This window comes from Streptomyces sp. NPDC031466, assembly GCF_055581265.1.
Genome location: NZ_JBVIJT010000014.1, coordinates 61545 through 76666, shown reverse-complemented (window position 1 = coordinate 76666; position 15122 = coordinate 61545). Strand labels below are relative to the sequence as shown.

Here is a 15122-nt window from a genome sequence, read left to right as displayed (position 1 = left end):
GGCCCGGCCTACCGCCCGTACCGCTCCCTGAGTTCGACCTTGCGCACCTTGCCCGAGACCGTCATGGGGAAGGACTCCAGGATCCGCAGCGCGGACGGCACCTTGTAGTGGGCCAGCCGTCCTTCGCAGTAGGCCCGCAGTTCTTCGAGCGTCAGCGTCTCCTCGGGCCCGCGCAGGATCACGCAGGCGAGCGGCACCTCGCCGTACCGCTCGTCGGGCACGCCCACCACCTGGACGTCGGCGATCTTCGGGTGGCCGTACAGGAACTCCTCGATCTCCCGCGGGTAGATGTTCTCGCCGCCCCTGATGATCATGTCCTTGATGCGGCCGACGATCTGGACGTACCCGTCCTCCCGCATGACGGCCAGGTCGCCGGTGTGCATCCAGCGCCCGGTGTCGAGGACCTCGGCGGTCCGCTCGGGTTCGTTCCAGTAGCCGAGCATCACGCTGTAGCCGCGGGTGCGCAGTTCGCCCGAGGTGCCGCGCGGCAGGGTCACACCGGTCGCCGGGTCGACCACCTTCACCTCGATGTGCGGCAGGACCCGGCCGACCGTGCCGGTCCTGCGCTCCAGGTCGTCGTCGCGGCGCGTCTGGGTGGAGACGGGCGAGGTCTCCGTCATGCCGTAGCAGATGGAGACCTCCGCCATGTGCATCTCGGCGACCACCCGCTTCATCACCTCGACCGGGCAGGGCGAGCCCGCCATGATGCCGGTGCGCAGCGAGGAGAGGTCGTACGTCGCGAAGTCGGGGAGGTTCAGCTCCGCGATGAACATGGTCGGCACGCCGTACAGCGAGGTGCACCGCTCCCGCTCGACGGCGTGCAGGGTGGCGACGGGGTCGAAGGACGGCGCGGGGATGACGACGCAGGCGCCGTGCGAGGTGATGGCGAGGTTCCCCATGACCATGCCGAAGCAGTGGTAGAAGGGCACGGGCAGGCAGACGCGGTCCTGCTCGGTGTAGCCGACCGTGCGGCCCACCCAGTAGCCGTTGTTGAGGATGTTGTGGTGGGAGAGCGTGGCTCCCTTGGGGAAGCCGGTGGTGCCCGAGGTGTACTGGATGTTCACGGGATCGTCGCAGCTCAATTCGGCCTCGCGCGCCTGCAGTTCGTCCGTCGTGACGGACGACGCGGCGTCGAGCAGCGCGTCCCACGACGCGTGTCCGATGTAGTGCACGGCGCGCAGCTGTGGGCAGCGGGGCCGCGCCTCGTCGACGAGCGCGCGGTAGTCGCTGCTCTTGTGGGACAGGGACGCGACCAGGACGGAGATCCCGGCCTGCCTCAGCACGAACTCCAGCTCGTGCGCGCGGTACGCGGGGTTGATGTTCACCATGATCGCGCCGATGCGCGCGGTGGCGTACTGCACGAGCACCCACTCGGCGCAGTTCACCGCCCAGATCCCGACGCGGTCCCCCTTGGCCACCCCGGCCGCCATGAAGCCGCGGGCCAGCCGCTCGACGGCGGCACCGAACTCGGCGTACGTCCAGCGGGTGCCCGCCGGCACGTCCACCAGGGCGTCACGTTCCGGCCAGGCGGCGACGGCCCGGTCGAGGTTGTGCCCGATGGTGTCACCGAGGAGCGGGGTCGTACTGGTGCCGTGGGCGTAGGACGGCTCGGCCCCCCGCGGTGATCCATCCGATGTCTGCGACATGCCGTCAAGGATGCCCGGAAGATCCTTGGGCGCCTACCCCCGCGCAGGGCGAGGTCAGGAGGAGGGCCCCGCGCCCCTCTACCGCCCGCGGACCGCCAGTGCCAGGTTTTTCCCCGACTTGGCCCGTTCCGCCCCACCCCCTCACCACCAGCCACCACAATGTGCGCATGACTGATGACTGGAAGCGACAACTGGACCAGGTGCACGCCGGTCTGGTGCGGCGCGACGATCCCGCCGAGCTGGTGACCGAGGCCGATGCCGTCGACGCGTCGTATCGCTATCCGCAACTCGCCGTCCGCGGGCCCGTCTTCGGTCTTGCCGTGCAGGATCCCGCCCTCGGCCCGCAGTGGCGGGTGGTGGCGCCCGTCGTGGACGGGATGCCCCAGCAGGCCCGGGACGCGCTCAACTCGATGCTGTGGTTCAAGGCCAAGGACGACACCGACGACCCCGCCGTGCGCCGTGATCTGCTGGCGGCGGTCGCGATCCTGGAACGCGAGCCGGTGAACGAGGTGGAGGTGCGCGGCGCCCGCTACCGCGTGGTGCGGGGCGACGAGTTCGCCCGCAGCGGCGCCGACGGCCTGGAGCCGCCCCGGCCGACGGACCCCGAACCGGTCGAGCGGAAGTGGACCGGGCGGCACGATCCGCCCTCCGCGGACCTCGGCTTCGTCCTCGACCCCGCCGAGGACACCTCCGGCCTCATGACGAGCGCCCTCAGACTCGGGCTGCGGGAATTCGCGTACACGGGTGCGCGGTTCCCCGCCGACGTGCGCGCGGACTCCATGCGCGCCATCGCCAGCCACCCCGACATCCTCCTCATGCCGGTCGGCTTCGGCGTGTCCGAGCGCGGCAAGAAGGGGTGGAAGCCGGTGTCGTCCCTCATGCCCACCCCGCACGACGCCCGTCGGCTGCTGTACGACTCGATGACCGACGCCTGGCCGATGCTCTTCCGGTTCAGCGCCGAGGAGACGGCGGAGCACGCGCGGGCCGCCGAGGAGTTCAAGGCCCTCGGCCGCGCCAACGAGGTACGCGTGGCCGACAAGCTCTACCGGATCTGCCGCACCGAGCGGCTGGTCCGCGTCGGGCCCGACGGGCCGGAACCGCCCCGCCCCTCGGACCAGGACTCGTTCGGCCCCATGCAGATCCACCCCACCATGGACGAGGACGGAACGATCCACCCCGGCGACTGACCTCGGCGCGGGCGTACGAAACGGCCGGCCTCGGAAGCAGCGGCCGGCCCGCCGGAGAGCGCCGGTCAGCTCAGCTGGCGCCGTACCAGCTCACGCAGCCGCCCGCCGGCGGCCGCCAACAGCTGCCCAGGCGGCCCCTGTTCCACGATCCGCCCCTCCTCCATGACGATGACGCGGTCGGCGTCCATGACGGTGGACAGGCGGTGGGCGATCACGACGCGCGTGGCGTTCAGGGCACGGGTGCTGTCGATGACCGTGCGTTGCGTCTCGTTGTCCAGTGCGCTGGTCGCCTCGTCGAGGAAGAGGACGCGCGGCCGGCGGATCAGGGCCTGGGCGATCATCAGCCGCTGGCGCTGGCCGCCGGAGACCGCGCCGCCGCCGGAGATCATGGTGTGCAGGCCCATCGGCATCCGCTTGATGTCCTCGGCGAGGCCCGCCATCGCGGCCGCCTCCCACGCCTCCTCCTGCGTGAACGTCTCGGCGCCGCAGATGCAGTCCAGGATCGAGCCGCTGAGCGGCTGGGCGTTCTGCAGGACCACGCCGCACTGACGGCGTACGGCCGAGGCGTCGAGGGCCGCCAGGTCCTGGCCGTCGTAGAGCACGCTGCCCGCGACCGGCTGGTCGAAGCCGATCAGCAGGCGCAGCAGGGTCGACTTGCCGCAGCCGCTCGGGCCCACCACGGCCACGAACTCGCCGGGGCGGATCGCCAGCGAGACGTCGTCCAGGACCAGCGGGCCGTCGTCGGTGTAGCGGAAGGACAGGCCGCGGGCCTCGATATCCCCCCGCAGCTCGCCCGGCCGGGTGCTCCCGGAGCGCGCCTCCGGGGACTCGTCGAGGACCGGCTTGATCTGTTCGAACATGGGGAGCACGGCGGCCGCCGAGATCAGCGCGCCGGTCAGCTGGGTGACGGACGTGAGCAGCATCGTCACGGCGGTGCTGAAGGTGAGGAACTGCCCCGCCGTGAGGCTGCCGCGGGCCGGGCCCGCGAGGAGGACGAACATGCCGAGGGTGCACAGCGGCAGGTAGACGGCGTTGAGGACCGTCGTCACGTTCTTGACGCGGCCCGCCCGCCGCTGCAGCTCGCGGCTACGGGCGAACTCCCCCGCCCATGCCGCGTACGCGAAGCTCTCCGCCCCGGCCACCCGCAGTTTGGGCAGGCCGCGCAGCGTCTGGAACGCCTGGTTGTTCAGCTTGTTGCCCAGTTCCACCAGCTGCCGCTGCCAGCGCAGCTCCCACAGGCCGAGGGCGAGGAAGACGGCGGCGACGACGGCCAGCATCAGCACCGCGGCCAGGGCGAGGGGAACGCTGTAGCAGAGCAGCAGGACGAGGTTCATCGCGCCGATCGTGCTCGACTGGAGCGCGACGGGGCCGATGCCCGACAGGACCCGGCGGATGGCGCTGACCCCCATCGCCGCGCTCGCCAGCTCGCCGGTGGAACGGGCGGCGAAGAAGCGGGTGGGCAGCCTCAACAGCCGGTCCCAGACAGCGGGTTGCAGCGCGCTCTCCATCCGGCCCTCCATCCGCAGGACGGTGAGGTTCTGGAGCAGCATGAACGCCGCCGAGACGATGCTGGTGACCATGACGGCCAGGGACACCTGGACGATGAGGCTCTTCTCGCCGTTCGGCACGAACACGCCGAGGACCTGCCCCGTCGCGATCGGCACCAGCGCGCCGATCACGACCGTCACCAAGGTGGCGAGGGCGAGATTGCGCAGATCACCGCCCGTGCCGCGCAGGCTGAAGCGGGCCAGCCGCCACGGCGTCAACCTGCCCTCGGGCAGCGGGCGGTAGAACATCACGCCCCGGGGTTCGAACTCGTCCGCGTTGCTCCGGTCGACGCGGGTGCGCCGCCCGGACGTCGGGTGCACCGCCTCGTAGCCGCCGCGCCGCCACAGGAGCGCGACCGGCGTCCCGCTCGCGGCCCGGCGCCCCACCAGCGGGCCCGCGTACGCGCGCCACCAGCGCCCGTCGAGCCGGACGGCGCGGGTGCGGACGCCGGAGGCGACGGCGATCTGCTCCACCGGGTCGGTCCGGTCGCCCACCGGGCCGCCCCGCGCGGTTTCGGACAGCTCGACGCCGGCCGCCTCGGCGACCAGCCGGCAGGCGGCGTACGTGGTGTCGTCACCGCCCCGCGTGCCCGAGCGGCGTGAACCGCCCTTTCCTGGCCGGCCGATGGAGGCGATCAGGGTGCGGTCGGCCTCCTCGCGGACGTGCTCGCCCGCCTTGATGCCCGCCGCCGTGCGGTCCTCGTGGGCGCGCTCCAGGCGCTCGATCCAGCGGTCCAGCGTCGACAGCAGCCGGTACTGCTGGTCGACCATGCGCTGCCACATGGCGGCGTCGACGAGCAGGTCCCCCGCGGCCTCCGCGCTGTAGGCGGAGCCGTAACGCACGCTGCCCGGCGCGACCGGCATCCAGAGGATGTCGTCGTCGGTGACCACCTCGTCGCCCAGGGTGCGGCCGTCCAGCGGCGCCTCGAAGAGGACCCGGTGGCCGCGTGCGACACCGAGCGCGAAGGCGTGCTCCAGGAGGCTCAGGGCCGCGTCCTGGGTGTCGTACCGCGTGGGGTACCGCTCCTCCTCCTGCGCCCAGGTGTCGCCGTACTCGGGGCGGTACAGCTCGCGCAGCGGGACGCGCCGCAGCTCGCAGCCCTGGAGGGGTCGTCCGACGAGGGTGTGTCGGGGGCCTTCGACCGGGCCGAGGAGCAGCGTGCCCGGCTCCAGGCGGCCGAGGAAGTGCCAGTGGCCCTGCTGCACGGCGTCGACGGCGAACAGGTCGAGCGCGCCGGCGACAACGAACCACAGCACCTGCGGGCCTTCGAGGCCCACGCTGCGCAGGCCCGCGCAGTCGACGGGGGTGCCGAGCGCGCCGAAGGCGGCGGCGACGCTGTCGCCGGGGTGGGTGTGTTGCGGGGCCTGCGTCACCTCAGTGCTCCTTGACCAGGTCGGCGTAGGGGCCGCCGGCGGCGACGAGGTATTCGTGCCGGCCGCGCTCCACGACCTGGCCGTGGTCGAGCACGACGATCTCGTCGCTGTCGCGCACGGTGCTCAGGCGGTGGGCGATGACCACGCAGGCGCAGCCGCGGCGGCGCAGGTTGTCGATGATGACCTGCTCGGTGCCGGCGTCCAGGGCGCTGGTCACCTCGTCGAGCACGAGGACGCTGGGGCGGCGGACCAGGGCCCGCGCGATCTCCAGGCGCTGGCGCTGCCCGCCGGAGAAGTTGCGGCCGTCCTGCTCGACCCGGCCGTGGATGCCGCCGGGCCTGCGGGCCACGACCTCGTACAGGCAGGCGTCCTCCAGGGCGGCGACGACCTCGGCGTCCGGGAGGGAGGGGTCCCACAGGGCCACGTTGTCGCGGATCGTGCCCTCGAAGAGGAACACGTCCTGGTCGACGAAGGACACGGACGCGGTGAGCGCGCCGCGCGGGATGTCCTCCAGGCGCTGTCCGTCGATGCGGATCGTGCCTTCCCACGGGGTGTAGAGCCCCGATATCAGCCGGGAGACGGTCGACTTGCCGCTGCCGGAGCCGCCGACGAGCGCGACCTGCTGCCCCGGCCCGACCGAGAGGGAGAAGCCGGTCAGGAGTGGTTTGTCGAGGGGGCTGTAGCCGAAGGTGATGTTCTCCAAGGTGACGTGGCCCGTGAGGCGGCGGGTGTCGGCCGCCGGTGCGCGGCGCGTGTAGAGCGGGTCGACGGGGAAGTTCTCGACGTCCTTGAGGCGGGCGACGTCGGCGGCGAAGTCCTGGACACGGCCCGCGACGCCGTTGAGGCGGGTGATCGGCGCGGTGAAGCGGGTGACCAGGGCCTGGAAGGCGACGAGCAGTCCGATCGACAGCTGCCCCTCGACGGCGCGCAGGCCGCCGAGCCACAGGATCAGCGCGCTGTTGAGGGTCGCGAGGGTCGGCGCGACGACGCCGAGCCAGGCGCTCGGCACACCGAGGCGCTGCTGCTCCTCCAGGGTGGTGGCGTGCTGTCCGGCCCAGCGCCGGAAATAGCCGTTCTCCCCGCCGGTCGCCTTCAACGTCTCGATCAACTGGAGTCCGGTGTAGGCGGTGTTGGTGAGTTTGGCGCTGTCGGCGCGCAGTTTCTGGGTGCCGGTGGCGCGCAGCCGGACGACGACGCGCATCGCCACGACGTTCAGCAGGGCGATGCCGACGCCGACGAGGGTGAGCTGCGGATCGTAGGTCCACAGCAGGGCCGCGTAGAGCAGGACGACGACGCCGTCGACCCCGGCGGCCGTGAGGTCGCGGGCCAGGGTCTCGGCGACGGTGTCGTTGGAGGCGAGGCGCTGCACGAGGTCGGCGGGGCTGCGCTGGGCGTAGAACGTGACGGGCAGGCGCAGCAGGTGGCGCAGGAAGCGGGCGCTGCCGAGGGTGGAGGAGATGATGCGGCCGCGCAGCAGGTTGGCCTGTTGCAGCCAGGTCAGCAGCGCGGTGAGCGCCACCATCGCCCCCATGGAGGCGAACAGCGCGCCCAGCACGGACGTCTGTTGGCCGATCAGGAACAGGTCGATGTACGTCCGGCTGAGCGCGGGCAGCGCGGCGCCGACCGCGACGAGCAGCAGGCTGGCCAGGAGGGCCGCGAGCATCGTGCCCTTCGTGCCGCGCAGCCGGGCGGGCAGGGCCTTGAGGACGCCGGGCCTGCGGCCTCCGGGGCGGAAGTCCTCGCCCGGTTCCAGGACGAGGACGACGCCGGTGAAGCTGGTGTCGAAGTCCTCGGCGGGCACGAAACGGCGGCCCTTGCCCGGGTCGTTGACGTACACGCCCCGGCGGCCGAGGCGGCGCCCCGTGCCGTCGTAGACGACGTAGTGGTTGAACTCCCAGAACAGGATCGCGGGTGCCTGCACCTCGGCCAGCGTGGCTGGCTCCATCTGCATGCCCTTGGCCGTGAGGCCGTAACCACGCGCCGCCTTCAGGATGTTGCTGGCCCGCGAGCCGTCGCGGGAGACGCCGCACGCGATGCGCAGCTCTTCCAGGGGCACGTACCGCCCGTGGTGGGCGAGGACCATGGCGAGGGCGGCGGCGCCGCACTCCACGGCCTCCATCTGCAGGACGGTGGGCGTACGCACGGTCTTGGGCCGCCCGCCCCGTCGCGCGGGAGGTCGCGCCGCGCGCCGGCGGCCGCGCCGCGGGGGTTCGGGGCGGTGCCTGCGGCGGCCGCCGGGGGGCGGCAGCCGCCGCTGGGGGGTCGGGGCGGGGTGCGGTGCGGTCACGGAAGCAGCCAATCGATCGGGCGCTGCTCGGCGAGGTGGAAGGCGCCGGTGGCCAGGGTCATGGAGTCGAGCGCGAAGGGCGGGCCCCCGGCGGTCGACCACGCGTAGCGGGACCGGGTGCCGGGAGACCTTTCGAGCCGTACGAGGACGGCCACGGGCGGCCCGTCCTTGGTGAACTGCCCGGCCAGTTCCTTGTCGCCGAGGAAGCCGGTGATCTGCCGGCGGGTCTGGGCGGCACGTCCGACGGCCTGCACGCGGCCGCGCAGCGTCCCGTACGTGTCGGTGGGCACGGACTGGACCGTGAGATCGACGCCGGCGCCGACGGGGATGGTGGCCGCGCTGTCGGCGGGTACGTAGAGCAGGGCGAGGAGCGGGTCGTCGGCACCGGAGACGCGCTCGACGGTGGCGACGTCGGCGCCGGTGGTGACCACGGTGCCGATCCTGGCGAGCAGGCCGGTCAGGCGTCCGGCGGCGATGGCGCGTACGGCCCTGTCGCCCCGCTCCGTACGGACTTCGAGCACGGGGGCGCCGGCGGTCAGGTGTTCGCCCTCCTCGGCCAGGACGCGGGTCACCTGCCCGGTGACGGGGCTCTGCAGGACGTAGCTGCCCTGGCCGTGCGTGAGGATGCCGGGCGCACGGAGTGTGGAGGCCACCGAGCCGGTCACGGCCCAGATGCTCGCGGCGGCCATGACGACGAGGGTGACGGCGAGGACGAGCAGGCCCTGGGGGCGGGCGTAGCGCACCGGAAGGTCGAGTTCCGCGGGCGACTGCAGCTTGGACAGGGCCTGTTGACGGAACTGCACGGAGCGCTTCCCTTGCTTGCCCGGGGCGTCCCCGAGCCCCGGAACCAGTGGCTCCGGGGCTCGGGGATCACGGTGTCTCGGTGAGCGAAGGCTCAGAGACCGGCGGTCAGGCCGGAGGCCAGACCCGTGACGGCGCCGGTGTTCACGCCGGTGAGGTTGTCGACGGTGCCGAGGACACCGGAGACGACGCCGGAGACCGGGGCGATGGAGTCGACGGTGCCGGTGACGTTGCCCACGACCTGGCCGACGAGGCCGCCGGAGACGTTGTCGAGGTCGGCGTCGGAAATTTCGAGGGTCTCGACCTGGGGGGTGTTGTTCATGGCGTGAGCTGCCCTTCTCATCAATGTCGCAAAGGTGTTTCCAGCACAGCGGAACCTGACCTGCCAATTCCGCGTGGGCCAGGATCAAAGCACGTTCGCAGCTCGCACATCCAATCGGTGAAGCGCCCCTCGATGACGGGCATGACGACGCATCACCGCTGCGTGCAGGCGGTTTCACCGTGCGGCGGCAGCTCCTTCACAAGATTCACAGAAGGAAATCGGGGACACGGGCGGACTCCCGTCAACAAATCGGACACTTTCGTGGTGCGGGACCCGTTCTGTGGTCCCCGCGCGGGAATTCACGGACAGTCAAACGGTGCCGGATGCCGAATTGCGTGACCGGACTGCGCATTCGATGTGCAGGTTTATTGAAGGCGCCGGTTCAGGCCGTGGCGCGGGGCGTCAGTTCACGCCACGGTCCCGGCCCTCCCAGTACGGCCGGCGCAGCTTGAACTTCTGGACCTTGCCCGTGGCCGTGCGCGGGATGGCGTCGCGGAACTCGACGGAGGTGGGCGCCTTGTAGCCGGCCATCCACTGCTTGCAGTGGGCGATGATGTCCGACTCCGTGGCCGTCGCCCCCTCCGCGAGGACCACCAGGGCCTTGATCGTCTCGCCCCACTTCTCGTGCGGCACCCCGATGACGGCCACCTCCGCGACCGCCGGGTGACGGAAGATCGTGTCCTCCACCTCGATCGACGAGACGTTCTCGCCGCCCGTGATGATGACGTCCTTCTTCCGGTCCGAGATCGTCAGATGACCGTCGGCCTCGTCGAACGTCCCGCCGTCACCGGTGTGGAACCAGCCGTCCCTGAGCGCCGCCGCGGTCTCCTTCGGCTTGTCCCAGTAGCTTTCGAGCACCACGTTGGAGCGGGCCAGCACCTCCCCCTCCTCGGAGAGCCGGAGCTTGACGCCGAGCGCGGGCAGCCCGGCGCGGGAGAGCTTGCGGGCCCGCTCCTCGGCGGGCAGCGCCGCGTCCGCGGGCGAGGTGCGGTTGAAGGTGAGCAGCGGGGACGTCTCGGTCAGCCCGTAGATCTGGGTGAACTCCCAGCCCAGTTCCGCCTCCACGCGCTGGATGGTCCTGCTCGGCGGCGGGGCGCCGGCGCACACGATCCGCACCCGGTCCCGGCCGGGCACCGCACCGCGCCAGGTCACCGCCGCGTCCAGGACCGCGTTCCACACGGCGGGCGCGCCGCACATGAGCGTGACCCCGTGCTCCTCCACCCGGCGCAGGATCTCCGCGCCGTCCACCTTGCGCAGCACCACCTGCTTCACGCCGAGGCCGGCCATCACGAACGGCATGCCCCAGCCGTTGCAGTGGAACATCGGCAGCGTGTGCATGTAGACGTCGCGCTCCCACACCCGGGTGTGCAGGCCGAAGGTGAGCCCGTTGACCCAGATGTTGCGGTGGGTGAGCTGGACGCCCTTGGGGCGGGCGGTGGTTCCCGAGGTGTAGTTGATCGTCGCGGTGGCGTCCTCGTCGGGGTTCGACCAGGGCCGCGGCTCCACGCCGAAGCGCATCAGCCCGGTCTCGGTCTGCTCGCCGAGCACGAAGCGGTGGCGCGCCTTGACGCCCGAGAGGGCGTCGTCCAACTCCGGGTCGACGAGTAGGACGGAGGCGCCGCTCTGTTGGACCACGTACTCGACCTCCTCCGGCTTGAGCCGGAAGTTGACGGGCACGCAGATCCGTCCGCTCATCGGCACGGCGAACAGCAGCTCCAGGAGCCGCGCGGAGTTGTGGCTGACCACCGCCACCCGTTCGCCCTCCCCGACGCCCAGCGCGTCGAACCCCGCCTGCCAGGCCCGGACCCGTTCGCCCAGACGCCCGTACGTCGAGTCCGGGACCACCGGAGCGGGTTGATCCGGCTCGTCGATCACACCGGGACTGGCGGCGAAGCCCAGCTCCGCCCGGTCGAGGAAGTCCGTGACGGTCATCGGTGTCCGCATTGCTCTCTCCTGATATCCGGGACCACTTCGGCTACGTAGCATCGTGTAGTTCGTGATGCGGGTCCCACTACCCCTGGACGGTTCTACGCAGACGGGGTTCTACGGGGGCAGCCGTCTACGGAGGCGGCGTTCTACGAGGACGGGGTGCTACGGGGGCGTCGGATCAGGTGTCGATGACGGTGCCGAAGCGGATGTCGTAGGAGGAGGAGGTCTCGGCGATGCGGAGCAGCATCCGCTCGGCCTCCCGGGCCAGTTCCTCGCGCTCGGCGCGCCCCGGCTCCCCGAACGGCTCGATGGTCAGCACGGCCTCGCCGCCGCCCGTGGGGTTCTCCGCCAGCCGCCAGACCCCGGCGAGGAACCCGTCGAGGAGGAAGACGCAGTGGGCGGAGTTCCCCTTCCACATACGCCCCTTGTACACGGCGGGGACGACCCGGGTGCGGTCGGCGTGCGAGAGGAGGAGGTTGTCGTACTCGGGAAGAAAGCGCGGCGGAGCCGGGGTGTCCGCGACGGGGCGCGGTGCATCGGGCAGGTCGAACAGTTCGGCGCCGTTCTCGTCACGGAACGTCCGCAGCTGGGGCCGCAGCCGCTCGAAGACTTCCCTCATCCGGGTGAGCCGCGCCCAGGTCTGCATGTCCTTGACGGAGGCGGGTCCGAAGGCGGCGAGATAGCGCAGGACGACGGGGGAGGCGGCATCGGAGGGGGCGGCGGCATCGCAGGGGGTACCGGCGTCGGAGGGGGCGGCGGGCGGCGCCCCGACCGCGCCCCCGCCGTCACGCCCGCCCCGCGCCCCACCGTCACCACCACTCGTGCTGGACGCACCACCATCCCCCTGCCCCTCCCCCTCCCCGAGCCAGTGCTCAAGCGTGGTGAGCGCCACCTGTCCGCTGCGGCGCCACAGCCCGCGCGGGGTCACCTGGACGAGCGGCAGTACACAGCGCGCGGCGATGGCGAGCGACTGCGGGTCGGCGTCGGGCCACCGGGCCGACAGTGCCTCGCGGAGCTGCTTCATCGTGCGGGGCTCCGTCTCGACGGCTTCGCGGGCGATGTCGGCGAGCTTCCGCAGATCGACGCCGGCGAGACCGACGCGGAAGATGCTCAGCTCGCGTGCGAGCGCGTCCTGGACGAAGGGCCGCAGCACGCGGGCGTCGGCGGCGGTATGGAGATGGATGGTGGAGCGCAGCGTGACCATGCGGGCCAGTTCGCGGGCGTCGAGGAGCGCGGAGAGTTCGGCGGGGTCGAAGTCCGCCAGGCGCGCGGCGAGGGCGTAGTAGGGCGGTTTGACGTTCTGTGCCTGGAGCCCGACGAGATGGGCGACGGCCTCCTCGACGGACAGGTCGCGGGAACGGCGCAGGAGGAGCTGCCGGTCGAGCGTGGCGCGATTGAGCGCGCGGGGCCCCAGCACGGGGACGGTTCCCGACGGAGTCCTGTTCGTCTTGGTCATGCGGGCACGCTAGCGGGGCTTGCGGACACGTGCGGTCCGCGATGCGCGGGCCGATGGACGACGCGCTCCGGGCCAGCCGCCCGCCCCACCGCCCCGGGCCAGGTCAGGCCGCCCCGGGGCCGGGCCGCTACCAGGGGCCCGCCCCATCGGCCACGTATATCCTGCTCAGTGGCCATCTAGACGTACGTTCGACACCCGACGACCACTGACGACCACCGACGACGACCCACCTGGAGGCGGCCAGCATGGCGGAGCGCCGAGCCCGTCCGGCATCGCCCGCGCGCAAGCACACGTGGCGACGCGGAACGCGCCCCCCGGCGGCCCCGCCGGCCGAGGAGACCCGCCCCGCCCCGCCCGAGCGTCCCGCGGCGGCACGAGAGGCGACGGGCAGCGTCGTCCAGGCGGCGCTGTACCGGGACGGGGTCCGCGTGGCGACACCGTCCTCCCTCGCGGACACCTTCCGGGAGCTGCGCGAGCAGCGGGACGGCATGGCGTGGATCGGTCTGGCCCGCCCGACGGAGGCGGAACTCCACTCCCTGGCAGCGGAGTTCGACCTCCATGAGCTGGCCGTCGAGGACGCGCTGGAGGCGCACCAGCGCCCGAAGCTGGAACGGTACGGGGAGACACTCTTCGTCGTCCTGCGCGCCGCCCGCTATCTGGACGCCCCCGAGGAGGTCGACTTCGGCGAGCTGCACGTCTTCGTGGGCCCCGACTTCGTCATCACGGTCCGGCACGCCGCGGCCCCCGACCTGTCCGGGGTCCGCCGCCGCATGGAGGAGAGCCCCGACCTGCTCAAACTGGGCCCGGAAGCGGTCCTGTACGCGATCCTCGACGCGGTGGTGGACGGCTACGCCCCGGTCGTCGCGGGCGTCCAGAACGACATCGACGAGATCGAGACGGAGGTCTTCAGCGGCGCCCCCGAGGTCTCCCGCCGCATCTACGAACTCTCCCGCGAAATGGTCGAGTTCCAACGCGCCACCCGCCCCCTGGTGGGCATGCTGCACGCCTTGATGGCGGGCTTCGCGAAGTACGGCACGGACGAGGAACTCCAGCGCTACCTGCGCGACGTGGCCGACCACGTCACCCACACCAGCGAACGCGTCGACGGCTTCCGCCAGGCCCTGACGGACATCCTCACGGTCAACGCGACGCTGGTGACACAGCAGCAGAACGCGGAGATGCGAGCGCTGGCGGAGGCAGGCTTCGAACAGAACGAGGAGATCAAGAAGATCTCCTCGTGGGCGGCGATTCTGTTTGCACCCACGTTGGTGGGAACCATCTACGGCATGAACTTCGACACCATGCCGGAACTGCACTGGGTCGCGGGCTACCCCTTCGCCATCTTGCTGATGGCAGTGGTCTGCACGAGCCTGTACGTCATCTTCAAGAAACGCGACTGGCTATAGCTGGCCGACTCGATCCACTGATCAACTTCGCCATGGCGAACGTCACCGAGGAGCCGGCCCGGGGCCCCGGGGAGAATCTGGGGAGAATACGCAGCCCAACCTGACAGCATGCTTCCCAGGCCGCGTCAGCCCTGCCCCCGGCCCGGACAGGAGATCCAACAGCCAGGCCCGTGAACCACTTGCCAATGCCGCGACCACAGTCACCAGACGTATGGTCTGGGTCAACGAGCACCCATAAGGGGCCCTTCACCTGCAGGCCATCCGCCTGCCGTAGAGACGTAACGCGAAGTTTCCGCAGAATCACGCGAGCGCCTGCGGAGAGTCGCCTGTCGCGTACTCCACAACGAGGGGGCTTGCCACAACACAGCGAGGAGCGGCGGGGGTACTCGGAAGAACCCCCGTAATACGCGCGTAGCCGGTCATCATCGCGGACATGTCGATGCCACCGTCCTCATCGTCCAGTGCATTTAGCAGCTCTTGCACGCCCCGGCCGTGAAGGCGCACGGCGCTTCGGGGTGGTGACTGCTCTGCCGAGAGAGGGTCACGGAGCCTGGTAAGTGCCTCTACGACCTGCCCCGCCCTGGTGACGAACGCGGTTCCCAGGCTGGAAGCCGAGTTCTCCACCTCCAACGCGGGTCCATCTACCGGCATGGGGGTCCACCCCCTAAGATGCCGAACCGATCCATGCATGATCAAACGAGAGCGTTCATCAGGCGCAGGCTCCGTTCCGGTACCGCTTCCAGAGTCCACAAACAGCACGAGGTCCTGATGGGCGCCACTGAGCGTCACGCAACGAATCGGCGCCTCGAACTGCACCCACTGACCAGGACGCAGGTCAGGCGCCTCGTACCAATCAGCCACGAGACCAACATGCTTGTACACGTCGCGCAGGTGTCGCAACTGGCCTTGTTCCGAGTCGGGCGCAGGTGCATCCATATCGATACCGCCAAACGGCGACGTCACCCGGAGAGCGGCAGCGCGTGGGACGCGACGAGGCTCAGGCACGAACTGTCGCAACTTGCTCTCAGACAAGTAGACGATCTCACGCAAGGGGCGCCCCGTCCGCTCGGGTGGTCAGGTGACACGCTCATACTGCCACCCCCTGCCGACACTGGCTGGAACATCTCAATGCCCGTACAGATCAAGCCAGTCGCCCTCTAAACGGCC

At 71.1% G+C, this 15122-nt stretch carries 10 protein-coding genes; 2 read left to right on the top strand and 8 right to left on the bottom strand.

What is annotated here, in order from left to right:
* Window positions 1-8: 8 nt before the first annotated feature.
* Complete coding sequence (locus ACZ5GP_RS30520) at window positions 9-1646, bottom strand: AMP-binding protein (protein WP_468753926.1); 1638 nt, start codon at window positions 1644-1646, stop codon at window positions 9-11.
* Between the two features lie 167 nt (window positions 1647-1813).
* On the opposite strand from ACZ5GP_RS30520, the gene ACZ5GP_RS30515 reads away from it, so the two are divergent.
* The gene (locus tag ACZ5GP_RS30515) at window positions 1814-2833 is read left to right on the top strand and encodes a DUF5954 family protein (RefSeq protein WP_468753925.1); all 1020 of its coding nucleotides are present in this window, start codon (window positions 1814-1816) and stop codon (window positions 2831-2833) included.
* A gap of 65 nt (window positions 2834-2898) precedes the next feature.
* Here ACZ5GP_RS30515 and ACZ5GP_RS30510 read toward each other — a convergent pair whose 3' ends face one another.
* From ACZ5GP_RS30510 to ACZ5GP_RS30485, 6 genes are all read right to left on the bottom strand, one after another.
* Window positions 2899-5754 carry an NHLP bacteriocin export ABC transporter permease/ATPase subunit gene (locus tag ACZ5GP_RS30510; protein ID WP_468753924.1) on the bottom strand — a complete coding sequence of 952 codons (2856 nt, stop codon included), beginning with the start codon at window positions 5752-5754 and terminating at the stop codon, window positions 2899-2901.
* Window position 5755: 1 nt separating this feature from the next.
* A complete protein-coding gene (locus tag ACZ5GP_RS30505) occupies window positions 5756-8041 on the bottom strand; it encodes an NHLP family bacteriocin export ABC transporter peptidase/permease/ATPase subunit (protein ID WP_468753923.1) in 2286 nt (761 codons plus the stop codon).
* A complete protein-coding gene (locus ACZ5GP_RS30500; protein WP_468753922.1) occupies window positions 8038-8844 on the bottom strand; it encodes a hypothetical protein in 807 nt (268 codons plus the stop codon). Before ACZ5GP_RS30500 ends, ACZ5GP_RS30505 begins: the two co-directional genes overlap by 4 nt.
* Window positions 8845-8936: 92 nt before the next feature.
* Window positions 8937-9164 (bottom strand): type A2 lantipeptide, encoded by a 228-nt coding sequence (locus ACZ5GP_RS30495; protein WP_468753921.1) that lies wholly within the window; start codon window positions 9162-9164, stop codon window positions 8937-8939.
* 402 nt (window positions 9165-9566) lie between these two features.
* Window positions 9567-11108, bottom strand: coding sequence for an AMP-binding protein (locus ACZ5GP_RS30490; RefSeq protein ID WP_468753920.1), 1542 nt, complete (start codon window positions 11106-11108; stop codon window positions 9567-9569).
* 163 nt (window positions 11109-11271) lie between these two features.
* Entirely contained in the window at window positions 11272-12549 is a 1278-nt protein-coding gene (locus ACZ5GP_RS30485) for a winged helix DNA-binding domain-containing protein (protein ID WP_468753919.1), read from the bottom strand.
* A gap of 245 nt (window positions 12550-12794) precedes the next feature.
* Here ACZ5GP_RS30485 and ACZ5GP_RS30480 point away from each other — a divergent pair, with 245 nt between their 5' ends.
* Window positions 12795-13955, top strand: coding sequence for a magnesium and cobalt transport protein CorA (locus tag ACZ5GP_RS30480; protein ID WP_468753918.1), 1161 nt, complete (start codon window positions 12795-12797; stop codon window positions 13953-13955).
* A 300-nt stretch (window positions 13956-14255) separates the two neighbouring features.
* Here the strand turns inward: ACZ5GP_RS30480 and ACZ5GP_RS30475 are convergent, their stop codons facing one another.
* Window positions 14256-15005 (bottom strand): SAVMC3_10250 family protein, encoded by a 750-nt coding sequence (locus ACZ5GP_RS30475; protein ID WP_468753917.1) that lies wholly within the window; start codon window positions 15003-15005, stop codon window positions 14256-14258.
* Between the last annotated feature and the right edge of the window lie 117 nt (window positions 15006-15122).

Bases quoted from the DNA above. Each gene is read 5' to 3' on its own strand.
- ACZ5GP_RS30495 (WP_468753921.1), bottom strand. From the start codon at position 9,164: ATGAACAACACCCCCCAGGTCGAGACCCTCGAAATTTCCGACGCCGAC.
- ACZ5GP_RS30485 (WP_468753919.1), bottom strand. From the start codon at position 12,549: ATGACCAAGACGAACAGGACTCCGTCGGGAACCGTCCCCGTGCTGGGG.
- ACZ5GP_RS30520 (WP_468753926.1), bottom strand. From the start codon at position 1,646: ATGTCGCAGACATCGGATGGATCACCGCGGGGGGCCGAGCCGTCCTAC.
- ACZ5GP_RS30490 (WP_468753920.1), bottom strand. From the start codon at position 11,108: ATGCGGACACCGATGACCGTCACGGACTTCCTCGACCGGGCGGAGCTG.
- ACZ5GP_RS30515 (WP_468753925.1), top strand. From the start codon at position 1,814: ATGACTGATGACTGGAAGCGACAACTGGACCAGGTGCACGCCGGTCTG.
- ACZ5GP_RS30480 (WP_468753918.1), top strand. From the start codon at position 12,795: ATGGCGGAGCGCCGAGCCCGTCCGGCATCGCCCGCGCGCAAGCACACG.